Genomic DNA, 23,190 nt, shown 5'->3' on the forward strand with positions numbered 1-23,190 from the left:
AAACTATACCACAATAAGTCTCACACCGATGTTCCGAGCAGGTACACCGGTGGAACAATATGCTCACACCGTTTCAAGCGAAATATTCACACCGGTCGGACGAAATTTGCATCCAAAGGTTTGATAATTATGAACCCATTGCTCAATATTTCTTTTAGCAGGAATTCCATATGTTTTAGAAAGATATCCGTATCCACCTTCTCCGTTTAAGTATGCCAAAACAACTTTCTTCTTGAATTCAAAAGAATATTTAGACATAAAAATACCGACCTCCAATCGTTAGATTTTTAGGTCTAACTTTTGGGGGTCGGTACAATTGCAGTCTCTTTTCTATTCCTTTTTTAATAATTTATAAAGAACATTCTCAGAAACTTCTTTAGAAGCCTTCTGGTTCTCCAATACAGCCTCTTTTAGTTCGGAACGAAGAATCGGTATACCTTTTGGTGCATCTATCGCCAATTTTACCCATTCTGGTCCTATATCGGAAACAGTAATTTTTATATCTTCACTAATACAAAGAGATTCACCCTTGCGGCGTTGCAAAATTAACATACTCAATCCTCCTTATGATGCTTGGCTGGAAATGGTTGCCGAAATTTATATTCTTCCTGTGGCAAGATGACTTGTTTTCCAACATGTGTTAATGCATTGACTACTAAAGGTGCTTTTAAATTTAATGTAGAAGCTTCCATAGTGTCCTTTAAAACGGCAATAACATAATATGAGAGGTCTGAATCAGGTATATCTCCAAAGAGCTTTAAATCTTCAGATAGCGGACTTGGAGAATAGTCTTCAAACAACTGGAATGGATTCATAAGTATGAATGACAGTTCTGGATCTTCCAGACTTTGTAGAGAAAGAACAGAATCATTATCAGAATCAAAAGGAATCGCAAGAAACTTTGTAAAAGATTCAAATCCAAAAAGTCCATTTGTAATCGTAATAATATCTTCTGTTTCATATGTTATTTCATCAAAATATTTTGTTTTTGCAATCAAAATAATACCTCCTGAAAAAAAGGTAAGGGCTATTAAGCCCTTACATCTATTGGTTCATAATTGGGATCAGCACTTGGCGGAACATACAGAGGACCTCCAATATATTCAATCAGAACATCTGGTTGCTGTGTAATAGAAAGCTGAATGTCTCCTGGTATAAATTTAAAATTACCTTGTTCCATTTTTAAATCAAAGTTCAATTTGTCCATTTCGTATCGGATGGTTAAATCGGGTGCTTGATATTGAATATCTACAGGTGCATTTGGAATAAAACCAAGTTGAAAATCTCCCGTAGGCAATTGGCTTCTCTGACGGAAAATCTCATTCAAGACATCATCACCAATTTTTGCTTTTAACATCAATTGTCCTTCTCTCGCAAAGGTAGCAGAAGCGCTATAAGCCATTTCTTGTCCTTTCTGAGCAGCATTGCTAATGCTCTGTCTCAATGTGGGTGTAACACTGTTACGTGCTTCATAAGTATCAAGGTTCAATTTTACAGGTCGACTTTTAATGGTAAATTCTCCATCAGAGCGACTAATTTCCACCTGTGCATTAGAACGACTATACTCAAGTCGAGCATTGTTAATTTTTAGTTCATATTGAACTGGAACAGTGGTTATTTTTAGTAGTTGTTCCATAAATCCTCTCCCCCTTATCTAAGTTACCTCATAAAATCAATAAATGATGGTGACAAAATATTGGTTCCTACTTTTAAAGCTGCATTATATGCATATTGAGCCCAAGAAAACTGGGTAATAGCATCTGCCATATCGATATTAACGACATTATCAAGTTGAGTTGATAGACCAAGTTTATTATCTTCCAAGCGTTCCAAACTGTTTTCGAGAAAAGAACTTTTTGTTCCAAGTGTTGTAACCTGCTCTAAAACAGAGTTCCTTCCGTCTTCAAAAGAGTTTAAAAGTTTTTCATATTCTTCTTTGTCAAATGGTTCTTTTTCCAAGCAATCTGCAATTTCACCAGCTAAAAGAACCATGTTTTTTGTAGTACCATTTGCATCCTGTCCATATCCAACAAGATTGAGACCAGGAAGACTTGTATTGAATGCACTGGAAGGATCAATGACGCCATTGTTTTCTGTAAGACCAAATCCAAGATCTACATAAGTAGTATCCTTTGCTAATTCATCCAATTTTGCTTTGTTGGCTGGATCACTAACATCTAATCCACGATAAGTGAGAATTTGTTTTCCTGTTTTCGGGTCTGTAGAGAGCGCAAAAGGTGGATTTTTTCCATCTGAACCAGCAAAGACATATTTTCCCTCATAAGAAGAATTAAGGCTGAGAATTAAGCTTTCCTGAGCACTTCTCCATGCATCGGCATAAGTCTTACGAATCTCTTCTGTGCCACTTGTACCGTTTAGTGCTTCCAAACCGTATTGTTTTGTTAAAGTTAATGCAAGATCGCTGATCTGCATCGCAGCACTTTCCTGAGAATCTAAAAAGGACTGAGCGTCTTTCGCACTGGAAATATTGTCAAGTGTCTTTACATACTTACGCTCTAATACAGAAGAACGCAAAGCAGCGGCAGGATTTTCAGCCGCAGAAGAAAATTGACGACCAGTCATAACCTTATTTCTCGCAGTGTCCAAGGCTGACATAGAATTTGCAAGATTTGATTTGTAATTTCTTAAAATAGCATTTGTAGTAATTCGCATGTTATACCTCCTTAACGACCTACGACACCAGTTTTATTAATTAATGTATCCAAGGCTTCATCTAACGTAGTCATGAGACGAGCAGCAGCACTATAGGATTGATTATAATGCATCAGATTCATACCCTCTTCATCAAGTTGAACTCCAGATACACCATCACGAGAATTTGCTGTCTGTTGTACAATTGAAATATGATTTGAGAGCAATGTTTTTGTTGATTTTAAATCAATAGCGAGTGTACTTTCAATATTTGCAAAACAATCATAGAAAGAACCATTGAAAAATTCAGTGTCATGCTCTCCGCCTTTGAAAGACTGAGAATCTTCTAAAGCTTTAATCATAGCGATAATATTTTCATTCGCCGTGGAACCGATATCGCCACCAACTTCATTCTTAGACGAAGTAATACCGTAAGAACCATTGGCCCATCCATCGGCAATTTTAATATTTTCTGCAGACCAATCTGCATTCGGATCAATTTTTTCAAAAAGAGGACGTGCCGTACCATCTGGAGCTTTATTCATTTCGTTAAATTTTTCGGCAAAGGTTTTTACAAGAGAGTTCAGGGAAGTCTCGTAATATCCAAGTCCTTTTATGGTTGATGCAGGTTTATCAAATTCACCAGACTTGTTCAGAATATCGAACATTCCTTTTAATGTTCCGTTCCCAAGCAAATCCTCCATTCCGGCAAACGAATTACCGGCTGCATCAGTGATAGACAGAGAAGCAAGACCATCTGTAATACCTGTATCCAAGTGACCAAAATCACTATCAGAGATCAAAGTATATTTGGAACCATCACTTGCCGTGAAATGTACATCAAGCACTTCCACGAATTGTCCAGGGCCAACCTCTTCGTCTCGGTATTTTACTGTAATAGGAAGATAGCTTGCAAGCTGATCGATCAGGTCATTTCTCTGATCCTGAAGTTCTAGTGCAGGATTTCCTAAGATTTGACTGTTTTTAATTGATTTGTTCAAACTTGCAATATTTTCTAGAATATCATTTACCCCAGCAACATCTGTGTTTGAAAGACTAGAGGAAATATCGTTGCGCACATCTTCTAAACGAGAAGAATTTTCATGGAAAAGATTCAAGAGAATCTGCATGTTGGAGCGCACCATAGAGTCAAATTCTTGCTCGCCTACGTGTTCTGAAAGCTGAGTAAGAGCAGAAGAAATGTTCCGCAAAGCATCGCGAACTCCATCCTTTGTTGTTTCATCAAATACAGTTGCCAGCTGTTCAAGACCAGCGGCATGAGCATCGGTTGTTCCAAGCTTTGAAATTTGTGTACGGTACTGGGCGTCAAGATAAGGGTCGCGAAGTTGTGAAATACCAGTAATCTCAACACCATAGCCTACTTTTCCAGGGCTGTTGCTGTACATGCCATTATTCTGAAAATTGATGCTGGCAATATCCAAACGCTGTCTTGTGTATCCAGTTGTATTAATATTTGCAATATTCTGTCCCACAACATCTAGAGCACGCTGGCTTGCTGCCATAGCAAGCTGTGCAGTTGTGAAACCGCCAAATGTGGATCGTATCATAATAAATTCCTCCTAAAAATATCAAACAAAACGACTTGTAAAGTGTTTCGGGTTGTTTTGATCATTTCCGTCTGAAGTGTAAGTCTGAGCATTTGGCTGAGTTTCACTTAAAACGGAATTAATTACATGAAGATTCACTTCAATCAAATCTTTTGCACTATCACCCAGAGAGCGAAATGTCTGTACACGCTCTGAAAGTTGATTAAAAAGTGGTAAAAGAGAAGGAGAAAAATCAGGCCTTTTCTCGATAATTTGACGAAATGAAAGACCGCTACATCCGAGTTCTTCCAAAGACTTTTCACGTTGTAACTCTAAGCCACGCAGTTTTAGGACAGCAGCCTGTTCGTGATTCATGCAATTTTCAACAAAAGTAATCTGATTTTTATTAACTGCTTCAATTTTTTCCTCTTCGATTTGGATGAGATGATCAAACAAATCAATATATTCTTGTACTAGCTGGCAGAATGATTCAAAGTGTTCCAATTATAATCCCTCCCCGAGTAATAGAATGCGGGAGGCAATTGCCTGTGCATCTATTTGATAAGTGTGATTCTGCACTTGAGATTTAATCTTTTCAAAATCTTTTTCAGAAGAAGAAACTTCATGTGAAAGCTGTTTAGAAAGGCTTTCCATAAAAGAAGATTCTTCAATCTGTTTTGGATCAGACTGAATTAACAGTTGATCAAAATTAGAAAATTCAGATTCAGACAAGGAAGCCAAAGATTTATGGGTTTCTTTTGACTGAATCTGTAAATCAGAATAATTTTTCTGTATATTGTTTATAGAAATTTTCATGTATTATCTCCTTTCAAAAGAAACGAAGCAATCCGCTTCCCTTTAGTTAGTAAGAACATTCTACTTTTTATATCGGTCGAATGCACAAAAATATTAACGCATTTCACATATAATTATGGAAAAATTATTGTTTCAAATGGTTGAGGAGAACCGAAGCAATGTTTTTATAGGAAGATTGTATACACACAGCACCAATATTGTTCGCAACCATAGGCATTCCATATACAACAGAAGACGCTTTATCCTGACCAATAGTAAATGCACCTTTCTCTCTCATTTTTAAAAGTCCATCTGCACCATCACGCCCCATACCGGTTAAGATAATTCCCACTTTTCGAACAGAAACGTTCTCCGCAATAGAAGAAAAAAGAACATCAACAGAAGGGCAATGTCCATTTACTTTCTCTCCATTTACACATTGGACCATATAGCCTTTTTGGGCAGGGACTACTTTCATCTGAAGTGAGCCAGGGGCAATCAATACCTGTCCCGGAAGAATAGGATCCCCGTGTTTAGCTTCTTTTACTTCGAGTTTGCAGAGGCGATTCAGACGTTGAGCATACATAGCAGTAAAACCTTCCGGCATATGCTGAGTCACAACAATCCCCGGCATCTCTTTGGGAAGTGCCTTTAGAATCTCCAAAGTAGTTTCTGTTCCACCAGTAGAGGCGCCGATGCCAATGATGGTTGAAGACAGGGTATTGTGAGAGAGTGTGCCGGAAGGAAGAGGCAGAATACGCTCATTCGTCTTCTTCTGCGGAATCTTTACATGTGCCTGAGAAGCAATTACAATTTTAGATTGCAGAGATGAGAAAAAGGCATCCTTGGAATGTGCAAGAGCCATGTCTGGTTTGCGGATAAAATCAACTGCACCGTAGGAAAGAGCGTCGAATACACGAATATTGAGCGAAGAAACTAAAATGAACGGAATTGGATGTTCTGGAAGAAAATTCTTTAGAAAATCGATTCCGCTCATCCCTGGCATTTCCACATCAAGTGTTACGACATCTGGCTGTAATTTTAAAATCTTTTGACGGGCATCCGCTGCATTGATTGCATATCCGATAATCTGGATATTGGGGACAGTGAGAAAATATCGCATCAGCATTTGGCGAAAAACAAGCGAGTCGTCTACTATTAGCACTTTTATTGTTTTCATAAAATCAATCCTTTCACTTATTCTTTACGGTAAATTGCAGGCTTAAGATAGCGATAGGCAATCTTCGATTTGTTCAGGCTTTCCGAATGACCAATAAGGAGATATCCACCTGGATTTGTTGCCTGATAAAAACGATTTACCAATGCATCTTTTGTAGGTTGATCAAAATAGATCATAACGTTACGACAAAAAATGACATCGAATTTTAAACGAAACTGGATTGGATCCATCAAGTTAAAAGTTCTAAAAATAACATTATCACGTATGGTAGGAGCAACTGTATAGAATCCAGCCTGACTTGTCGGACGAAAATATTTGTTTTTCCATCCAGCTGGCAGGTCTTTCAAGGAAGCTTCCTCATATGTAGCCGCAGCTGCCCGATTCAGCACATTCTGGGAAATATCCGTTGCAAGGACGCGAGTATCCCACCGTGAAGCCTGAGAACCGAGGTACTCTTTTAAAATCATAGAAATAGTATATGGCTCTTCGCCAGAAGAGCATCCGGCACTCCAGATGCTCAATACACGGTTCTTTTTTGTCTTTAAAAGATACGGAAGAATAGTATCTGTGAAGAACTCAAAATGTTCTTTTTCACGCATAAAATAAGTATAATTTGTAGTCAGTTTGTTCAACATCAGTTCAATATCTTCCGGTTTTTGATTCGTGATCAGGTGGTCAATATAATGCTGGAAATCAGGAAACCCCATAGAAACAATTGAGTTGGAGAGACGCCCCATAATCAACTGTTTCTTTTTCGACAGGTCAATTCCATAGTTTTGTTGAACAAAACGAACCAATCGTTGAAAATCATTTTCGTTAATTGTTAGCATATCAATTCTCCTTTATCGCACCTAGTAAGCATTGACAAGCTGTTCACAGTCTAAAAATAAAAGGACAGAACGCTCATCCAAAGAAACCATACCATTGATTAATTCCTGATGATCTTCAATCGGCATAGAAGAAATCAGAGATTTGTCAATATCGATGACTTGCTGTACCATATCTACAACGATACCGATAAGCACAGAGTCGATATTCAACACGATGATACAAGTATGATTCGTATAGGCAATTGCTTCTTTACCCATGCGAAGACGGATATCAATAATAGGAATGATCTGTCCGCGAAGATTGATAATACCTTTCACATAATCTGGAACTAATGGAAGCACAGTAATGCTGTGGTTTGTGATAATCTCCGTTACATAATCTGTGCTGATTCCAATTGTAAGTCCGTCAGAGGTAAAAGTAAGAAAACGTTCTGTAGATATAGGAGTCTCAGCAGCGACAACTTCTTCTGTATTTATTTCATTTGTATCAATTGACATATTAAAACCTCCATTTTTTAGTAATGATTCTTGGATGCAGTGTAAAGATTCAGAATATCAAGAATAATACTGATATTGCCATCACCAAGGATCGTACAACCACTGATTCCGGAATCCTTAATATTAAAATAGCTGAGGAAAGCAGGAAGCGGTTTTACAACGACTTGCTGTTCGCCAAGCAATTCATCTACAAACAGGCAGTAAGATTTGTCACTTGCCTCTACCCAGATGAGAATTCCGTCTTCAATCTCGGTCACATCTGTTTCGATATTGTAAAGGCTATGAACGCGTACGATTGGATAAAATTCATCCATACATTTAATGATTTCATTGCCGTTTGCATCCAAAATAACATCTTCTTTGGCTGCTTTAAAAGACTGTCTTATATTCGCAATTGGTATCGTGAACATAGAATTTCCAACAGAAATCTCCATGCCATCCACAATTGCCATCGTAAGAGGAATCTTAAGTGTAGTACAACTTCCCTGTCCCAATTCACTTGTAATAGAAATAATACCCCCTACAGACTCAACATTCTTTTTCACAACATCCATTCCAACTCCACGACCGGAAAATTCGGTTACAGATTCGTTCGTAGAGAAACCAGGAACCATAAGGAGAGACAGAATCTCTTTTTGTGAGTACTCAGAGGCAGGCTTAGTCAGAATTCCATTCTTTTCGGCTTTTGCCAAGATCTTATCAGGATCCATTCCACGTCCATCATCGCTGACAGAAATGATTACCTCACTTCCCGTATGGGTTGCAGATAAGATGATTTCTGCCTCAGCAGGCTTTCCGACCGCAATACGCTCTTCCACAGTAGGCTCAATTCCGTGATCCATAGAATTACGTACAATGTGCATGATTGGATCGCTGATGCTGTCCACAATAGTCTTATCCACTTCTGTATTCTCACCTTCAATTGTGAGACGAACATCTTTTCCTAATTTTTTCTTCATATCACGGACGATACGATTCATCTTCTGAAACGTGCCTGAAAGTGGAACCATGCGCAGTGACATTGCGATATCCTGCAGATCATCTGTAAGCTTACGAAGCTGACGGGTTGATTTTAAAAAGCTGTCAAGTTTGAGGTTCTGAATCTCAGGTGAAGAAGTTACCATAGATTCCGTAATTACAATCTCTCCGACAATGGCCATCAGGCTGTCAAGCTTTGATAGGTTGACGCTGATCAGACTTTGTTTGGCATGCGATGTAGAAGCAGAGGACGAAGATTTGTTAGCAGAAGCAGACGAAGGCTCCGATTGTTGTACAGGAACACTTGCGCTGTCTGCGTCCTTTGCAGGCGCAGGAGAAGAAACATTGTCAGCGGAGTTGTCTACCATGTTGCTGATCACTTCGTATGTCTCGATGCTTGCCTGTTCTTTTAGTAAACTGATTGCACTATCGACATCCTTTTGTGAAGACAGTGCAAGAAAGAATCCATTTTCAACGATTGATTCTGCAGTGTCCGGATTCGTCTCCACATCTTTTGGAAAAAACTCAAAAGCAAGATCAGAATCCTGAAGGGCAGATACAATCATAAACGCCCTTAAATTCTCCATTCCACATCCATGTTCAAAATGAATTTTGATAAAAAATGGAGCGTCAGATTTTGGACATCCGGAGATACCTGAATTAGCTGCCGGAGCAGACGGAATAGACGAATCTGACTTTTGGACTTTTTCAGAATTGCTGATTTTTTCTAAAAAACTATTAATATCTGTTATTATATGGTCGATATTAGAACTAAGTGGTTCATTATTTTCTAGTTTCTCTACTTCATCTCGAAGAGCATCTGTAGATTGGAACATCAGATTAAATAAATCACTTTTGTGTTCATGGCTTAGAGAATCTAATCCATTTTCACGAATGTAGAAGAATAAATCTTCAATATGATGGGCAATCTCCATTAAAGTGGAAAATTCCATCATTGCAGAAGAGCCCTTGATCGTATGCATGATACGAAAGATTTCATTCACATCATTTGTAGTAAAGTCTTCATTTTTTTCTGCTTCTATCAAGAGTTCATCTAATTGTTCTAACAGGGAATGTGTTTCGTAAAGATATACTTCAAGCATATTATCCATAATATAGCACCGCCTTATCTAAATGTTTAATACAATATTAGTATCGACCATTAGACAGAAAAGGATAAGAGAAAATTATAGAGTAGGTAAAAAAATGTCAAATATTTTAAAAGTTACAACACCGGCACTCGGGTACGAGAATGCTGTCAATAAACAGAATATTAATCAGCCTGAGAATTTAGGGATACAAGCTCCTGTGAGAGCAGACAATGCTGCAGGAGCCGGGAATAAGGAAGAATTTTCAGGGATGAAAGACGGTTCTGGAATCTATCAGGAATCGAATTTTGCTAACTTTATCCGCACACTTCAAGAAGTTCCAAAATTGAGAGAGATTATGGGAAAACTGATGTTTGGGGGAATGGAGCACCTTGTGGAATCAGGGGTACGTGCACAGACTGCACAGGATATTTCCACTATGCTCCAGCTTTTGAACATGAGTTCGGCAGAAGCGGCAGAGTTTTTAAAAAAGCAGACAGATGGAGCAAATCGGCTGCATGGACCACTATTTGATCTGCTCAGACAGGTTATGAGTGAATCTACAACAGTGGAGCTGAAATTTGCTATTTTAGAATTTTTGAAAAAATACAATGATATGTCTTCGGGAACACATATCATGAATAATATTCAGTCAGAACTAAAGGAGATTCAAAAGTATATGTTCCGTCAGGAGAGGGAACAGCTTGATATGCTTATGAAGCAATTAAAGCCTCATACGATGAAAGACAGTGAGGCGAATACAGAGCTATTGAAAGGTCGGATTATTCCATTCCTTGGGAAATATATATCAGACACAGGGAATATGGGAAAGATCAGAGATATTATCAATCTTTTGACGTATAACACATCCCGATATGAAAATGGTGCGTTGGATTCCGTGATGCAAGCGTTTAAAAAATTAGAAGAATTTCCAGCTTTCCAAAAGAGATTTGGGGGGATGACGAGCGAAGAGGTTGCAAAGCTGTTTGAGCGCGTCAATTTCGACAAAGCAGCGGGAAGAGAGGAATGGTCGGATAAATTTTTGGAAATTATGCGTGCCGGAGTGCGAGGAGAGGCGGGGACTCAGGTGAGAGAGACATTCTTGAATCTGCTCAACAGCACTCTTGTAAATGAAAGTGTATATATGCCACTTTTGCATCTTGCAATTCCGCTTATTATAGAAGGCGTACCTATTTTCACGGAGATGTGGATTGATCCGGACGAGGAGAGTGATGAGGAGAATGCGGCAGGCGGAAAAGGAGTTAAGATATTACTGAAATTCGATATGAAAGAAGTTGGATTTTTTGACATACTGATGTATTATCAAAACAACAAGATGAGCATGGTGATGCATTATCCGGATACGCTTCCAGTCAAGGGAGAAGAGCTTCGCAAGGGAATATCGGGTATACTGAAGAAAAACGGTATGGAAGTAGAATACTTGGCGGTGGAAGAGGGCAAAGAGTCTATTCCTGTGTCAAAGGCTTTTCCGAAAATATATGAAAGGAGAAACTCAGTCAATGTCACAATATAAAGATTTGATGGCGAAAAAGGCAGTTGCCCTTCGCTATGATGAAAATAAAGAAGCAGCACCGGTGATCGTGGCGTCTGGACTTGGGTATGTTGCTGAAAAGATTGTGGAGATTGCAAATGACAATGAGATACCAGTCTATGAAGATAATTCTTTGGCGACTGTATTGACACAGTTGGAGCTTGGAACCGAGATACCGGAAGAATTGTATCAGGCAATTGTAGATATCTATGTGTATTTTTTGAAATTTTCACCGAGTATGGAGAAAGAAGAGGAAGAAAAGGAAGAAGAACTAGAAGAGTAAAGCATTGATTTTATATTAAGAAGCAATAGCCTTAAAAAAGGAAATCAGGAGTGTCGAGGAGATGTGTCTGAATAGAAAGGACCTAGAAATCTTTAAGAATAAAGAGTCTAGGTTCTTTTATTATCAGCAAGACTTTAATAAGACAGCCATGTGAGCAAGTGTATTACTGGAATTTTTCTGAAACTCATTGACAAAAGTTTTAGTTATTTCACTGCTATGAGCCCAACGTCTAAGAAGCGGAACACATAATGCAATCAATTCACTGTGAGAGTGAATATCTTCTGAGCAGACCGTCAAGACAAATTTTAAGCTGCTGTATATCCAGCAAAGGTATATGTAATTCTCCCAAATCCCGCCAATCGAATCTCCTGAAAACGGAAAATTTCGGTACGTAAATATAGAGAGAAGAAGATTTTCCATAAAATATGGCTTATTCTTCATTATTCGAACAAAATAATCTTTCCTTTTTTCATAATCAGCAAACGATGATGCGGAAACCTTCAATGTTGCATCGTCTGTCTTATAAGTGACATTCAGATGTTTTTTTACACGATGCATAATTTTCTGATAAGAAGACGTACTTTCTTTCGGTTCGTTATCTGCCATGAGGAAATTATTGAAGACAGCAGGCAGATTAGGAGAAAAGGATGGAAGTAATGTACGGATGTCATCTAATTGTGATAAGCACGAGAGATAGTTCTCTATGTATGGCGGAATGTCATTCCACCGTCCATCATTTCCGAGGTGTATAATCTTTTCTAATCCAATTCCGAGCAAAATCATTCTATCTTCCAGAGAAATTTCCTGAGCTTGCAAAATCAGAATACACATACTGTAAATGTCTTGAAAGTATGTAGTATATGGATAAATGTCTTTTGGATAAACCTGTTGTATCGGAATACCTTTGGGAAATCTGTCGTCGATATACTCTTCTTGAATACAAAATGCAAGACTTTTGTCCGTTGGAAGCATTTCTAGGACTTTCTCACATCCGGGGGACATTGTAGCACAGAATAGTCCATAATTTTCAAATAATATCCTTGGAAACCAATTGCAAGTGTTTGATAGTATTTCTTTTCCAAAATGACATTGTAAATTGCATAATTTTTTCTCATTTAGAAACTGACAATTTTGATCCGCATCTAAAATCATTTTCATGTAAGAATTATCACTTCTTTGCGCTGCTGGCATCTTTCGAAAATATATTTGAGATGAGAATATTTCATTATCACGAATATAGTGTTGAATTTTTCGGTATTCCTCTTTGGACAAGGTAATTGCCCAACCTCCACAGCATGTCTGTCTACAGCTTGAACCTTTGCATGAAAAGCTGTCATAATATTCAGGTTTTAAAACAAGTGTTTTTTTCATTTTGTTTCTCCTAGCATTTTATTGAAAAAGCAGGTGGGATACTCCCGCCTGCTTTCTATAATTGTAATTTTTGTTATTACTGTAATAACTGAAGAACACCCTGTGGAATCTGGTTAGCCTGAGCAAGCATAGCCTGAGAAGACTGTACAAGAATGTTATTCTTTGTGTAAGCCATCATTTCGTTAGCCATGTCTACGTCACGGATACGGCTTTCCGCAGCTGTCATGTTCTCGGCTGTTACACTTAAGTTGTTGATTGTGTGTTCCAGACGGTTCTGGATTGCACCCAAATCACCACGAGTAGAAGATACAGAGTTGATAGCTGCTTTAATCTTATCAACAGCTGCTTTTGCTCCAGCTTGATTACTGATATCAATTCCGTCAATACCAAGTGCTTTTGTATGCATATCACCAACAGAAACCTCCATCTGGTTAAAGTCAGCTGATGTATCACCAATCTGAAGTGTCAATGCTTCTCCTGTTGGACCAGCAACAGTTGAACCTGTATTAGCAAATCCATCTCCCTGTGTTACCCCTGTGATTCCTGAACCAGTTACACTAACCGTAGACAATAAACTTTCTATGTGTGTTTTGGCATCATCTTTTATCGTAGTATCTAATGTAGCATTTGATAATGCATTTTTAATATCATCGGCAGAATAATTTTTAGAAGCATCTAATGAAATTGTGATATTTCCATCCTTGTCAACGGCTGCTTTTGGAGCTGCACCACCAGCTTGATGGGCAATTTTTACATTCAAGCTAACATTGGTTGCATTATCTTTTTTCCATTGCTCAGCAAATGTAAATTTTAAATCTACTCCAGCTTTCTTTTGCGCAACATCTGCATCAGAAGTAAGTGTTGCTGTTGTGGATGTAGATAAATCACCATTCAACAAATCGATTCCGTTGAAGTTTGTAGAATCAGCGATACGGTCGATTTCCGATTTTAAAGAAGTAATCTCTTTCTGTAAGTTTGCACGGTCTACAGCGTTGTCATATGTACCATTTGCTGACTGATCAGCTAACTCTACCATACGGTTTAACATCGAGTGAACTTCTGTCAACGCACCTTCAGCTGTCTGTACTAAAGATACGCCATCCTGTGCGTTTTTCTGAGCTGTGTTTAAACCTGTAATCTGAGCTCTCATCTTTTCAGAAATAGCAAGTCCGGCAGCGTCATCGCCTGCACGGTTAATTCTGTATCCTGAAGATAATTTCTCTAAGTTTTTAGAAACAGCATTGTTGTTTCCTGTTAAGTTTCTATATGAATTTAAAGCTGCGATATTATGTTGAATTCTCATCTTATTTCCTCCTTGAAATTAGCAACAGGAATTCCTTTTCCTGTTATGATATGTAATTTAATTTGTTTTTCTATAATTACTGTAATAACTGAAGAACACCCTGTGGGATCTGGTTAGCCTGTGCAAGCATAGCCTGTGAAGACTGTACAAGAATGTTATTCTTTGTATAAGCCATCATTTCGTTAGCCATGTCTACATCACGGATACGGCTTTCAGCTGCTGTCATATTCTCAGCTGTTACGCTCAAGTTGTTGATTGTGTGTTCCAAACGGTTCTGGATAGCACCAAGGTCACCACGAGTAGAAGATACAGAGTTGATAGCTGCTTTGATTTTATCAACAGCTGCTTTTGCTCCAGCTTGATTGCTGATATCAATTCCGTCAATACCAAGTGCTTTTGTATGCATATCACCAACAGAGACTTGCATCTGGTTAAAATCAGCAGAAGTATCACCGATCTGGAGAGTAAGTGCTTTACCAGTTGGATCAGAAACAGTGGCACTTGCATTTGTAAAACCGTCACCATTTGCTACTCCTTTGATTCCGGAACCAGTTACACTGACTGTAGATAATAAGCTTTCTAAATGTGTTTTTGCATCATCTTTTATACCAGCATTTAACTGAGCATTTGATAATGCGTTTTTAATATCATCAGCAGAATAATTTTTAGAAGTATCCACTGAAATCGTAATGGTACCATCCGCTGCTACAGATGCTTCAGGAGATGTAACGCTAGTTTTATGAGCAAGTGTTACTTTCAAACTAACATTAGTTGTACTATCTTTTTTCCATTGTTCTGCAAATGTGAAAGTTAAATCTGCTCCAGCTTTTGTTCCAGCCGCAGTAGAAGAAGCGACTGCTGTTGTCGATGTTGATAAATCTCCATTCAATAAATCAATTCCATTAAAGTTTGTAGAGTCTGCAATACGGTCGATTTCTGATTTTAAAGAAGTAATCTCTTTCTGTAAGTTTGCACGGTCTACAGCATTGTCGTATGTACCGTTTGCTGACTGATCAGCTAATTCTACCATACGGTTTAACATAGAGTGAACTTCTGTTAAAGCACCTTCAGCTGTCTGAACTAATGAGACACCGTCCTGAGCGTTTTTCTGAGCTGTGTTAAGACCTGTAATCTGAGCTCTCATTTTTTCAGAAATAGCAAGTCCAGCTGCGTCGTCACCAGCACGGTTGATTCTGTAACCAGAAGATAATTTCTCTAAGTTTTTAGAAACAGCGTTGTTGTTTCCAGTTAAATTTCTGTAAGAATTTAATGCTGCAATGTTGTGTTGAATTCTCATAGTATTTCCTCCTTGAAATAAAATTATAATTGGGAATTCCTTTTCCCATTTGATACAATGATTTTATGAAAATCTGGAAAAGGAACCAAGACTGCCGGCTGTTGTCCTGAAAAGTACACTTTTCTGGAAATTGGAATAACCAAATTTTATTTGAAAAACAGTCAGGAGGAATACAACATGTCAAAAAATATTTACGGTTATGTTCGTGTATCATCAAAGGATCAAAATATAGAGCGCCAGCTATTGGCGCTTACAAATATTGGGATTCCCCAAAAGCAAATCTACATTGATCGGCAAAGCGGAAAGGATTTCGAAAGACCAGCATATAAGCGTTTGGTACGGAAATTGAAAGAGGGGGATATATTAATCACAAAAAGTATTGATCGCTTAGGGCGCAATTATGAGGAAATTATGGAGCAATGGAGAATTATTACAAAAGTAAAAGGTGCAGATATCATTATTCAAGATATGCCGCTGCTGGATACGAGTAAAACAAAAGATTTGCTAGGGACATTTATCAGCGATATTGTGCTACAATTATTATCTTTTGTGGCAGAAAATGAAAGAGAAAGTATTCGGCAACGACAGGCAGAAGGAATCGCCGCTGCTCAAATAAGAGGCGTTCGATTTGGCAAACCGAGAATTCCTCTTCCAGAAAATTTTCCAGAACTTTATGAGCAATGGCATGAGAAAAAAATTACTATTAAGGAATTTGCTAATTTATGTAAACTCAGCAGAAGTACACTATATGTGAGAATTTCAGAATATAAAAAACAAAATAATAAAAAATGTACTTAAGTTTTTTAATTTGTCTACGATAATATAATTGAACAGTGATTTTATAAAGTCCAGAAAAGTGTACGAGTTAAGACAAGTGCCGGCAGTTTTAATCACACTTTCTGAGTTTAGCAAATCACTTTAACAGGGGAAATGGAATTCCCCATAACAATTTATTTCAAGGAGGAAATACTATGAGAATTCAACACAACATTGCAGCATTAAATTCTTACAGAAACTTAACCGGAAACAACAACGCTGTTTCTAAAAACTTAGAGAAATTATCTTCAGGATACAGAATCAACCGTGCTGGTGACGACGCAGCTGGACTTGCTATTTCTGAAAAAATGAGAGCTCAGATTACAGGATTAAACACAGCTCAGAAAAATGCGCAGGATGGTGTTTCATTAGTTCAGACAGCTGAAGGTGCTTTGACAGAAGTTCACTCTATGTTAAACCGTATGGTAGAGCTTGCTGACCAATCAGCAAACGGTACATATGACAATGCAGTAGACCGCGCTAACTTACAGAAAGAGATTACATCTTTAAAATCAGAAATCGATCGTATTGCTGATTCTACAAACTTCAATGGAATTAACTTATTAGATGGTTCTTTATCAACAACAAAACTTGACTTAGGAGTTGGCACAATTGGTGGTCAGGCAACAACAGCTGAAGTGGTAGCAGCTACTGGAACCACTTCTGGTTTTGGAACAGCTAAAGGGGCAACAGGAACCCATACTCTAACTGTTGAATACGCAGATGAAAATGGTTCTGTACACAAAGTTGATTTGAAGTATACTCTCGCAAAAACAGATGATAAAGCCGAGATCGCAAGTGCTTTAGAAAAAGCAATTAAGGATTCTGGATTATCTTCTGTATTTGAAGTAAAAGCTGATACAGGAAATGGAGCGGTAGATTTAGTCTCTAAAGTAAAAGGTGAAAATGGAGCAAAACTTGTTAGTGTAACATCTTCTGATGCTACAGCAACAATGACAACCGATCCAGTTGTAGCAGGTGAAAATGCAAAAGTTAAAACAAAGGGTGCAGGTGCTGCTGATATTGCAGCTGGTGAAAAATTTGTTTTAAATGGTAAAACTTATGAATTTATAAAAGATGCACAGACAGATCCTAAAACAGAAGGAGCAATCGGAATTGTTGTTGGAAAAACTAATGTTGATACTATTGCGAATTTAAACAAAGCATTGGAGGATTCTGGAATTAAAGTATCTAAAGATGGAAATGAACTCCTGTTTGAAGCAACTAAAAATGGTTCTGGCTTAACACTTCAAATTGGTGATACTTCTGCAGACTTCAACCAAATGACAGTTTCTGTTGGTGATATGCACGGAGCAGCTCTTGGTATCGCTGATATCGATATCAGCACACAAGCTGGTGCAAAAGCAGCAGTTGATAAGATTAAAGCAGCAATCAACTCTGTATCTTCTACTCGTGGTGATCTTGGTGCGATCCAGAACCGTCTGGAACACACAATTAACAACTTAAGTGTAACAGCTGAGAACATGACAGCTGCTGAAAGCCGTATTCGTGACGTAGACATGGCTAATGAAATGATGGCTTACACAAAGAATAACATTCTTGTTCAGTCTTCACAGGCTATGCTTGCACAGGCTAACCAGATTCCACAGGGAGTCCTTCAGTTATTACAGTAATAACTAAAGAATAATGTAGTATCATAGTTATAACTAAGATATGAGTAACAGAATCCCTCAGCGGTAAATCAACACTGCTGAGGGATTCTTATTTTCTATATTCATCTCTTTTTGACCTTGACGAAATACTCAACAAATCCTCCTCTCCAAAAAAGTGTACTTTTCAAAACAATAGCCGGCAGTTTGAAGAGCATTTTCCGCACTTGACAAAATCATTTTAACAGGGAAAAGGAATTCCCTCAATTAATTTATTTCAAGGAGGAATTATTTTATGAGAATTCAGCACAACATTGCAGCTTTAAACTCTTACAGAAACTTAACAGGAAACAACAACGCTGTTTCTAAAAATTTAGAAAAATTATCTTCTGGTTACAGAATCAACCGTGCAGGCGACGACGCAGCCGGACTTGCTATCTCTGAAAAAATGAGAGCTCAGATTACAGGATTAAACACAGCTCAGAAAAACGCTCAGGATGGTGTTTCATTAGTTCAGACAGCTGAAGGTGCTTTGACAGAAGTTCACTCTATGTTAAACCGTATGGTAGAGCTTGCTGATCAGTCAGCGAACGGAACATATGACAATGCAGTTGACCGCGCTAACTTACAGAAAGAGATTACTTCTTTAAAGTCAGAAATCGATCGTATTGCTGATTCTACAAACTTCAATGGAATCAACTTGTTAGATGGTTCTCTAGCAACAGGAAAACTCCCTACCTTTACAGGTTTAGATGGAGTTACGAAAACAGATGTAGCTGCAACTGCAAACAAAACAGAGTTGGCTGCACTTACACAACAGACAGGTGTAAAAGCTGGAGATGAATTCAGCATCAAACTTACTTACACGGATGCGAATGGCACTACCAAAGATAAGACAATTACTCTGAAAGCAAAAGATGATAAAAATTTGGTAGATGTAAACGGAAATACATATACGTTAGGAACCCAAGGTACTGCTTCAATTGATGAACTCGGAAAAGCATTTGTAGGCGCTATTAGTGCAGACAGTGAACTTGGCGGACAATTTACTGTAACAAATACAACAGGTAAGCTTTCATTTACTTCAAAGGCAACTGGACAAAATGGTGCAAAAGTTCTAGCAGTAGAAACAAACATGAAAGGGACCCCAGGTACTGTAGCTGTTGCAAAACAGACAGCTGGAGAAAATGCAAAAGTAAGCTATAATTTTGATACAATAAAGCAAGATCAAGTATTTACAGTAAATGGGGAGAAATTTGTATTTGCAAAAGATGGTTCCAAATTTGATCGTGATGTAAATGTTCTAGAAATTCAGGGTGCTAAGCCAACAGAGGATGAAGTAGGGCAGATGATAGGCATGATTCAGACAAAACTTGGTCTGTCAGATGATTTGATTGCCCAAGATCAGAATACAGCAACAGCTATTGTATTTTCGTCTTCAGCAGGAAATGGTGGCTTAACACTTCAGATTGGTGATACTTCAGCAGACTTCAACCAAATGACAGTTTCTGTTGGTGATATGCACGGAGCAGCTCTTGGTATTGCTGATATTGACATCAGTACACAGGCTGGAGCAAAGGCAGCAGTTGACAAGATTAAATCAGCAATCAACTCTGTATCTTCTACTCGTGGTGATTTGGGTGCGATCCAGAACCGTCTGGAACACACAATCAACAACTTAAGTGTAACTGCTGAGAACATGACAGCAGCTGAAAGCCGTATTCGCGACGTTGACATGGCTAATGAAATGATGGCTTATACAAAGAATAACATTCTTGTACAGTCTTCTCAGGCTATGCTTGCACAGGCTAACCAGATTCCACAGGGAGTTCTTCAGTTATTACAATAATTGAAATTATTGAACAACAACTAGAATAAACTAACAGAAAACCGCTATCCCATGGTAAAGTCGTGAGATGGCGGTTTTTGTCTTACCCCGTACTCGAGATTAAATTGTTACAGCAATACTAAGTCTCGTGAACATAGCCAAGAGAAACTATCCTCCCTCCCTTCCTACCGTCCCTTTTCTTCTATTCCCTTACTTAGATTAGATATACTATGCACCTCGCTTTCAAAGGTTTGTGTCATTTTTTATATCAAGAAGAATTTTTATAGCAAAAAAGCTACTTCAAAGAGTAGCAATTGAAATACATGTTCAGCTAAGTAAAAAAATAAGAAGATATTCGGCGGGTGTGCCCTTTCCCGCATTTCTTTTGACCCATAAGGTGCGTAGCAGCACAATCTCTACTTCAAATACCTTCTCATTTATTGTATATCCATTATATAATAATTATTCCTTTTTGTAAAGGAGCGTATTTTTCTTGATTAATTTTTTTAGGTTCTTTTTGCGAATTCTATAGAAAGTCATAACTGAATTTTTCCATCCAATTTCATCCGTTTCTAATACTACCCTTACCACAACATTTAGATTGGTATCTGGTAATTTTTTTACCATAAAGATTGTTCCTTGGTTTTTTTCATCTTTTATAATAATATCAGGATTTTGTACACTACTTTGTCCATATTCTTTAAATAAATTATAATCTTCAGGATGTCTTTCGTAAATGTGTTGTAAGCGTTCGTTCGTGATAATAATTTCACTTGTCTGGATATTCCCAAATGTCTCACTCAGTAAAGATATATCTATTGTCCCCAATTGCTTTATAAATGCCATTTTTCTGTCCTCTTCAGTTTAAGATGAATTTATTATATCAAAATTTGAATTTTTCGCAATGCTGTATTCTCATAGTTTAATAATAGGAAGTGTTTTTTACTCTCTAAAGGTGTACTTTTCAGGACAACAGCCGGCAGTCCGAATTACGCTTTCAAAACTTTACAAAATTATTTTAACAGGGGAAAAGGAATTCCCCATAACAATTTATTTCAAGGAGGAATTATTTTATGAGAATTCAACACAACATTGCAGCTTTAAATTCTTACAGAAACTTAACAGGAAACAACAGTGCAGTTTCCAAAAACTTAGAGAAATTATCTTCTGGTTACAGAATCAACCGTGCAGGTGACGATGCAGCCGGACTTGCTATTTCTGAAAAAATGAGAGCTCAGATCACAGGATTAAACACAGCTCAGAAAAACGCTCAGGATGGTGTTTCATTAGTACAGACAGCTGAAGGTGCTTTGACAGAAGTTCACTCTATGTTAAACCGTATGGTAGAGCTTGCTGACCAATCAGCAAACGGAACCTATGACAACGCAGTAGACCGTGCAAACCTGCAGAAAGAGATTAAATCTCTGAAAGATGAAATCAATCGTATTGCAGACTCTACAAACTTCAACGGAATCAATCTGTTGGATGGTTCTTTGTCAACATCTAAGTTGGATGTTTCTGCCACGTTTGCAGGTGCTCCTAATACAATTCAACAGAATGCAGCGACAGGAGCAGTTTCTACAATCACAGCCGAAGCTCCGACAGCCCAAAAGGAATATACATTAACTGTTGAATATGCTGATGCAGACGGTAAATTACATAAAACAGAGGTAAAATATACCGCAGGCGCAAATGCGAACGATACTGCTACGGCTATTAAAGACGCTATCGCAAAAAACTCCGAATTGTCATCTGTTTTCGAAATTGGAGGAACTGCTGCAAATGTGACATTAACATCCAAAGTTAAGGGTGAAGATGGTGCAAAAGTTACAAGTGTAAGCACTACAGATGCCTCAAAGGTTAAAAACGGAACGTTCACCGCCGGAAAAAATGCCACTGCTGAGACAACAAATGTTAATGCAGATATCGCTGCAGGTGATTCAATCACTTTAAATGGAAAAACATATGAATTTGTAACAGATGCAAATGCTAAAGTATCTGAGGGAGCAACCGCTGTTATTGTTGGTAAAACTAATGCTGCTACTATAGAGAACCTGAATAAAGCGCTAGACGGAACAGGTATTGAAGTTACCGCTAATGGACAAAATTTAACATTCTCTACAACAAAGAATGGCGCTGCTCTGACACTTCAAATCGGTGATACTTCCGCAGATTTCAATCAAATGGAAGTTTCTGTTGGTGATATGCATGCAGATGCACTTGGTATCGCAGATGTTGATATCAGCACACAGGCTGGAGCAAAAGCAGCCGTTGATAAGATCAAAGCTGCGATCAACTCCGTCTCCTCTACTCGTGGTGACTTGGGTGCGATCCAGAACCGTCTGGAACACACAATCAACAACTTAAGTGTAACAGCTGAGAACATGACAGCAGCTGAAAGCCGTATCCGTGACGTAGACATGGCTAATGAAATGATGGCTTATACAAAGAATAACATTCTTGTACAGTCTTCACAGGCTATGCTTGCACAGGCTAATCAGATTCCACAGGGAGTTCTTCAGTTATTACAGTAATTGAAATTATTGATCAGTAACTAGAATAAACTAACAGAAAACCGCTATCCCATGGTAAAATCGTGAGATAGCGGTTTTTATCTTACTGTATATTCGATATTAAATTGTTACAACAATACTAAGTCTCGTGAACACGGCCAAGAGAAACTATGATCCCTTCCTGCCGTCCCTTTTCTTCTATTCCCTTACTCAGATTAGACATACTATGCACCTCGCTTTCCAAGGTTTGTGTCATTTTTATATGCAAGAAGAATTTTTATAGCAAAAAAGCTACTTCAAAGAGTAGCAATTGAAATACATGTTCAGCTAAGTAAAAAAATAAGAAGATATTCGGCGGGGGTGCCCTTTCCCGCATTTCTTTTGACCCATAAGGTGCGTAGCAGCACAATCTCTACTTCAAATACCTTCTCATTTATTGTATATCCATTATATAATAATTATTCCTTTTTGTAAAGGAGCGTATTTTTCTTGATTAATTTTTTTAGGTTCTTTTCGCGAATTCTATAGAAAGTCATAACTGAATTTTTCCATCCAATTTCATCCGTTTCTAATACTACCCTTACCACAACATTTAGATTGGTATCTGGTAATTTTTTTACCATAAAGATTGTTCCTTGGTTTTTTTCATCTTTTATAATAATATCAGGATTTTGTACACTACTTTGTCCATATTCTTTAAATAAATTATAATCTTCAGGATGTCTTTCGTAAATGTGTTGTAAGCGTTCGTTCGTGATAATAATTTCACTTGTCTGGATATTCCCAAATGTCTCACTCAGTAAAGATATATCTATTGTCCCCAATTGCTTTATAAATGCCATTTTTCTGGTAAACGCACCATAGTGCGTACTATCAATTGATTAGCCACTCATCAGAGTGGCACAGACTGTAGACAAAGTCCCGGACAGAAGTCCGGGTCAGACTGTAGACAAAGTCCCGGACAAAAGTCCGGGCTTTTCTTATGCTTCAGTTATCCACAATTCTTTTTTGTAGAATTACTTTATCAAGAAAAAAGTGTATGTTATCCA

General features: G+C 38.0%; 23 protein-coding genes. 6 read left to right on the forward strand and 17 right to left on the reverse strand.

Going from position 1 to position 23,190, the window contains the following annotated elements; genetic code table 11:
• Positions 1 to 63: 63 nt before the first annotated feature.
• The 12 genes from ACTQXY_RS13175 to ACTQXY_RS13230 all read right to left on the reverse strand — a co-directional run bounded on the left by ACTQXY_RS13175 (position 64) and on the right by ACTQXY_RS13230 (position 9,592).
• Positions 64 to 258, reverse strand: a complete 195-nt coding sequence (locus ACTQXY_RS13175) for a helix-turn-helix domain-containing protein (RefSeq protein WP_441659841.1) — start codon at positions 256 to 258, stop codon at positions 64 to 66.
• A 72-nt stretch (positions 259 to 330) separates the two neighbouring features.
• Positions 331 to 552 (reverse strand): carbon storage regulator, encoded by a 222-nt coding sequence (locus ACTQXY_RS13180; protein ID WP_441659842.1) that lies wholly within the window; start codon positions 550 to 552, stop codon positions 331 to 333.
• A gap of 2 nt (positions 553 to 554) precedes the next feature.
• Positions 555 to 998: a flagellar assembly protein FliW gene (gene fliW, locus ACTQXY_RS13185; RefSeq protein WP_441659843.1), complete on the reverse strand. Its 444-nt coding sequence runs from the start codon at positions 996 to 998 to the stop codon at positions 555 to 557.
• 32 nt (positions 999 to 1,030) lie between these two features.
• The gene (locus ACTQXY_RS13190) at positions 1,031 to 1,636 is read right to left on the reverse strand and encodes a DUF6470 family protein (protein ID WP_441659844.1); all 606 of its coding nucleotides are present in this window, start codon (positions 1,634 to 1,636) and stop codon (positions 1,031 to 1,033) included.
• Between the two features lie 23 nt (positions 1,637 to 1,659).
• The gene (locus ACTQXY_RS13195; protein WP_441659845.1) at positions 1,660 to 2,673 is read right to left on the reverse strand and encodes a flagellin N-terminal helical domain-containing protein; all 1,014 of its coding nucleotides are present in this window, start codon (positions 2,671 to 2,673) and stop codon (positions 1,660 to 1,662) included.
• Positions 2,674 to 2,684: 11 nt separating this feature from the next.
• On the reverse strand, positions 2,685 to 4,220 hold the full coding sequence (gene flgK, locus ACTQXY_RS13200) for a flagellar hook-associated protein FlgK (protein WP_441659846.1): 1,536 nt from the start codon (positions 4,218 to 4,220) through the stop codon (positions 2,685 to 2,687).
• Positions 4,221 to 4,241: 21 nt separating this feature from the next.
• Positions 4,242 to 4,703: a flagellar export chaperone FlgN gene (locus ACTQXY_RS13205; RefSeq protein WP_441659847.1), complete on the reverse strand. Its 462-nt coding sequence runs from the start codon at positions 4,701 to 4,703 to the stop codon at positions 4,242 to 4,244.
• Entirely contained in the window at positions 4,704 to 5,015 is a 312-nt protein-coding gene (locus ACTQXY_RS13210) for a flagellar biosynthesis anti-sigma factor FlgM (protein WP_441659848.1), read from the reverse strand.
• A 124-nt stretch (positions 5,016 to 5,139) separates the two neighbouring features.
• The gene (locus ACTQXY_RS13215) at positions 5,140 to 6,174 is read right to left on the reverse strand and encodes a chemotaxis-specific protein-glutamate methyltransferase CheB (RefSeq protein ID WP_441659849.1); all 1,035 of its coding nucleotides are present in this window, start codon (positions 6,172 to 6,174) and stop codon (positions 5,140 to 5,142) included.
• A gap of 17 nt (positions 6,175 to 6,191) precedes the next feature.
• On the reverse strand, positions 6,192 to 7,004 hold the full coding sequence (locus ACTQXY_RS13220) for a CheR family methyltransferase (RefSeq protein ID WP_441659850.1): 813 nt from the start codon (positions 7,002 to 7,004) through the stop codon (positions 6,192 to 6,194).
• A gap of 21 nt (positions 7,005 to 7,025) precedes the next feature.
• The gene (locus tag ACTQXY_RS13225) at positions 7,026 to 7,502 is read right to left on the reverse strand and encodes a chemotaxis protein CheW (protein ID WP_441659851.1); all 477 of its coding nucleotides are present in this window, start codon (positions 7,500 to 7,502) and stop codon (positions 7,026 to 7,028) included.
• Positions 7,503 to 7,519: 17 nt separating this feature from the next.
• On the reverse strand, positions 7,520 to 9,592 hold the full coding sequence (locus ACTQXY_RS13230) for an ATP-binding protein (protein WP_441659852.1): 2,073 nt from the start codon (positions 9,590 to 9,592) through the stop codon (positions 7,520 to 7,522).
• A gap of 94 nt (positions 9,593 to 9,686) precedes the next feature.
• Between ACTQXY_RS13230 and ACTQXY_RS13235 the strand changes: the two genes are divergently transcribed.
• Together ACTQXY_RS13235 and ACTQXY_RS13240 are read left to right on the forward strand one after the other, a co-directional pair.
• Positions 9,687 to 11,102 carry a hypothetical protein gene (locus ACTQXY_RS13235; RefSeq protein WP_441659853.1) on the forward strand — a complete coding sequence of 472 codons (1,416 nt, stop codon included), beginning with the start codon at positions 9,687 to 9,689 and terminating at the stop codon, positions 11,100 to 11,102.
• Positions 11,089 to 11,403, forward strand: coding sequence for an EscU/YscU/HrcU family type III secretion system export apparatus switch protein (locus ACTQXY_RS13240; RefSeq protein WP_441659854.1), 315 nt, complete (start codon positions 11,089 to 11,091; stop codon positions 11,401 to 11,403). The genes ACTQXY_RS13235 and ACTQXY_RS13240 overlap by 14 nt, the downstream gene beginning before the upstream one ends.
• A 123-nt stretch (positions 11,404 to 11,526) precedes the next feature.
• Here ACTQXY_RS13240 and fliB read toward each other — a convergent pair whose 3' ends face one another.
• From fliB to ACTQXY_RS13255, 3 genes are all read right to left on the reverse strand, one after another.
• The gene (gene fliB / locus ACTQXY_RS13245; RefSeq protein WP_441659855.1) at positions 11,527 to 12,774 is read right to left on the reverse strand and encodes a flagellin lysine-N-methylase; all 1,248 of its coding nucleotides are present in this window, start codon (positions 12,772 to 12,774) and stop codon (positions 11,527 to 11,529) included.
• Positions 12,775 to 12,850: 76 nt separating this feature from the next.
• Positions 12,851 to 14,077 (reverse strand): flagellin N-terminal helical domain-containing protein, encoded by a 1,227-nt coding sequence (locus tag ACTQXY_RS13250; protein ID WP_441659856.1) that lies wholly within the window; start codon positions 14,075 to 14,077, stop codon positions 12,851 to 12,853.
• A 76-nt stretch (positions 14,078 to 14,153) separates the two neighbouring features.
• The gene (locus ACTQXY_RS13255; protein ID WP_441659857.1) at positions 14,154 to 15,374 is read right to left on the reverse strand and encodes a flagellin N-terminal helical domain-containing protein; all 1,221 of its coding nucleotides are present in this window, start codon (positions 15,372 to 15,374) and stop codon (positions 14,154 to 14,156) included.
• Positions 15,375 to 15,551: 177 nt separating this feature from the next.
• Between ACTQXY_RS13255 and ACTQXY_RS13260 the strand changes: the two genes are divergently transcribed.
• The 3 genes from ACTQXY_RS13260 (at position 15,552) to ACTQXY_RS13270 (ending at position 19,649) form a co-directional block, all read left to right on the forward strand.
• Positions 15,552 to 16,172, forward strand: coding sequence for a recombinase family protein (locus ACTQXY_RS13260; protein ID WP_441659858.1), 621 nt, complete (start codon positions 15,552 to 15,554; stop codon positions 16,170 to 16,172).
• A gap of 173 nt (positions 16,173 to 16,345) precedes the next feature.
• A complete protein-coding gene (locus ACTQXY_RS13265; RefSeq protein WP_441659859.1) occupies positions 16,346 to 17,824 on the forward strand; it encodes a flagellin N-terminal helical domain-containing protein in 1,479 nt (492 codons plus the stop codon).
• Between the two features lie 271 nt (positions 17,825 to 18,095).
• Positions 18,096 to 19,649, forward strand: coding sequence for a flagellin N-terminal helical domain-containing protein (locus ACTQXY_RS13270; RefSeq protein ID WP_441659860.1), 1,554 nt, complete (start codon positions 18,096 to 18,098; stop codon positions 19,647 to 19,649).
• A gap of 441 nt (positions 19,650 to 20,090) precedes the next feature.
• Here the strand turns inward: ACTQXY_RS13270 and ACTQXY_RS13275 are convergent, their stop codons facing one another.
• Positions 20,091 to 20,474: a PBECR2 nuclease fold domain-containing protein gene (locus ACTQXY_RS13275; protein WP_441659861.1), complete on the reverse strand. Its 384-nt coding sequence runs from the start codon at positions 20,472 to 20,474 to the stop codon at positions 20,091 to 20,093.
• A 227-nt stretch (positions 20,475 to 20,701) separates the two neighbouring features.
• Between ACTQXY_RS13275 and ACTQXY_RS13280 the strand changes: the two genes are divergently transcribed.
• Positions 20,702 to 22,162, forward strand: coding sequence for a flagellin N-terminal helical domain-containing protein (locus ACTQXY_RS13280; protein WP_441659862.1), 1,461 nt, complete (start codon positions 20,702 to 20,704; stop codon positions 22,160 to 22,162).
• 437 nt (positions 22,163 to 22,599) lie between these two features.
• Here the strand turns inward: ACTQXY_RS13280 and ACTQXY_RS13285 are convergent, their stop codons facing one another.
• Positions 22,600 to 22,983, reverse strand: coding sequence for a PBECR2 nuclease fold domain-containing protein (locus tag ACTQXY_RS13285; protein WP_441659863.1), 384 nt, complete (start codon positions 22,981 to 22,983; stop codon positions 22,600 to 22,602).
• Positions 22,984 to 23,190 lie beyond the last annotated feature (207 nt).

It is taken from the genome of Faecalimonas sp. LCP19S3_D12 (genome assembly GCF_052121495.1).
GTDB lineage: Bacteria > Bacillota > Clostridia > Lachnospirales > Lachnospiraceae > Faecalimonas.

Excerpts from the sequence above, each read along its gene's own strand:
- ACTQXY_RS13175 (WP_441659841.1), bottom strand. The coding sequence starts at position 258 with ATGTCTAAATATTCTTTTGAATTCAAGAAGAAAGTTGTTTTGGCATAC.
- ACTQXY_RS13180 (WP_441659842.1), bottom strand. The coding sequence starts at position 552 with ATGTTAATTTTGCAACGCCGCAAGGGTGAATCTCTTTGTATTAGTGAA.
- ACTQXY_RS13190 (WP_441659844.1), bottom strand. The coding sequence starts at position 1,636 with ATGGAACAACTACTAAAAATAACCACTGTTCCAGTTCAATATGAACTA.
- ACTQXY_RS13195 (WP_441659845.1), bottom strand. The coding sequence starts at position 2,673 with ATGCGAATTACTACAAATGCTATTTTAAGAAATTACAAATCAAATCTT.
- flgK (WP_441659846.1), bottom strand. The coding sequence starts at position 4,220 with ATGATACGATCCACATTTGGCGGTTTCACAACTGCACAGCTTGCTATG.
- ACTQXY_RS13210 (WP_441659848.1), bottom strand. The coding sequence starts at position 5,015 with ATGAAAATTTCTATAAACAATATACAGAAAAATTATTCTGATTTACAG.
- ACTQXY_RS13215 (WP_441659849.1), bottom strand. The coding sequence starts at position 6,174 with ATGAAAACAATAAAAGTGCTAATAGTAGACGACTCGCTTGTTTTTCGC.
- ACTQXY_RS13220 (WP_441659850.1), bottom strand. The coding sequence starts at position 7,004 with ATGCTAACAATTAACGAAAATGATTTTCAACGATTGGTTCGTTTTGTT.
- ACTQXY_RS13225 (WP_441659851.1), bottom strand. The coding sequence starts at position 7,502 with ATGTCAATTGATACAAATGAAATAAATACAGAAGAAGTTGTCGCTGCT.
- ACTQXY_RS13230 (WP_441659852.1), bottom strand. The coding sequence starts at position 9,592 with ATGGATAATATGCTTGAAGTATATCTTTACGAAACACATTCCCTGTTA.
- ACTQXY_RS13235 (WP_441659853.1), top strand. The coding sequence starts at position 9,687 with ATGTCAAATATTTTAAAAGTTACAACACCGGCACTCGGGTACGAGAAT.
- ACTQXY_RS13240 (WP_441659854.1), top strand. The coding sequence starts at position 11,089 with ATGTCACAATATAAAGATTTGATGGCGAAAAAGGCAGTTGCCCTTCGC.
- fliB (WP_441659855.1), bottom strand. The coding sequence starts at position 12,774 with ATGAAAAAAACACTTGTTTTAAAACCTGAATATTATGACAGCTTTTCA.
- ACTQXY_RS13250 (WP_441659856.1), bottom strand. The coding sequence starts at position 14,077 with ATGAGAATTCAACATAATATCGCAGCTTTAAATTCATATAGAAACTTA.
- ACTQXY_RS13255 (WP_441659857.1), bottom strand. The coding sequence starts at position 15,374 with ATGAGAATTCAACACAACATTGCAGCATTAAATTCTTACAGAAATTTA.
- ACTQXY_RS13260 (WP_441659858.1), top strand. The coding sequence starts at position 15,552 with ATGTCAAAAAATATTTACGGTTATGTTCGTGTATCATCAAAGGATCAA.
- ACTQXY_RS13265 (WP_441659859.1), top strand. The coding sequence starts at position 16,346 with ATGAGAATTCAACACAACATTGCAGCATTAAATTCTTACAGAAACTTA.
- ACTQXY_RS13270 (WP_441659860.1), top strand. The coding sequence starts at position 18,096 with ATGAGAATTCAGCACAACATTGCAGCTTTAAACTCTTACAGAAACTTA.
- ACTQXY_RS13275 (WP_441659861.1), bottom strand. The coding sequence starts at position 20,474 with ATGGCATTTATAAAGCAATTGGGGACAATAGATATATCTTTACTGAGT.
- ACTQXY_RS13280 (WP_441659862.1), top strand. The coding sequence starts at position 20,702 with ATGAGAATTCAACACAACATTGCAGCTTTAAATTCTTACAGAAACTTA.
- ACTQXY_RS13285 (WP_441659863.1), bottom strand. The coding sequence starts at position 22,983 with ATGGCATTTATAAAGCAATTGGGGACAATAGATATATCTTTACTGAGT.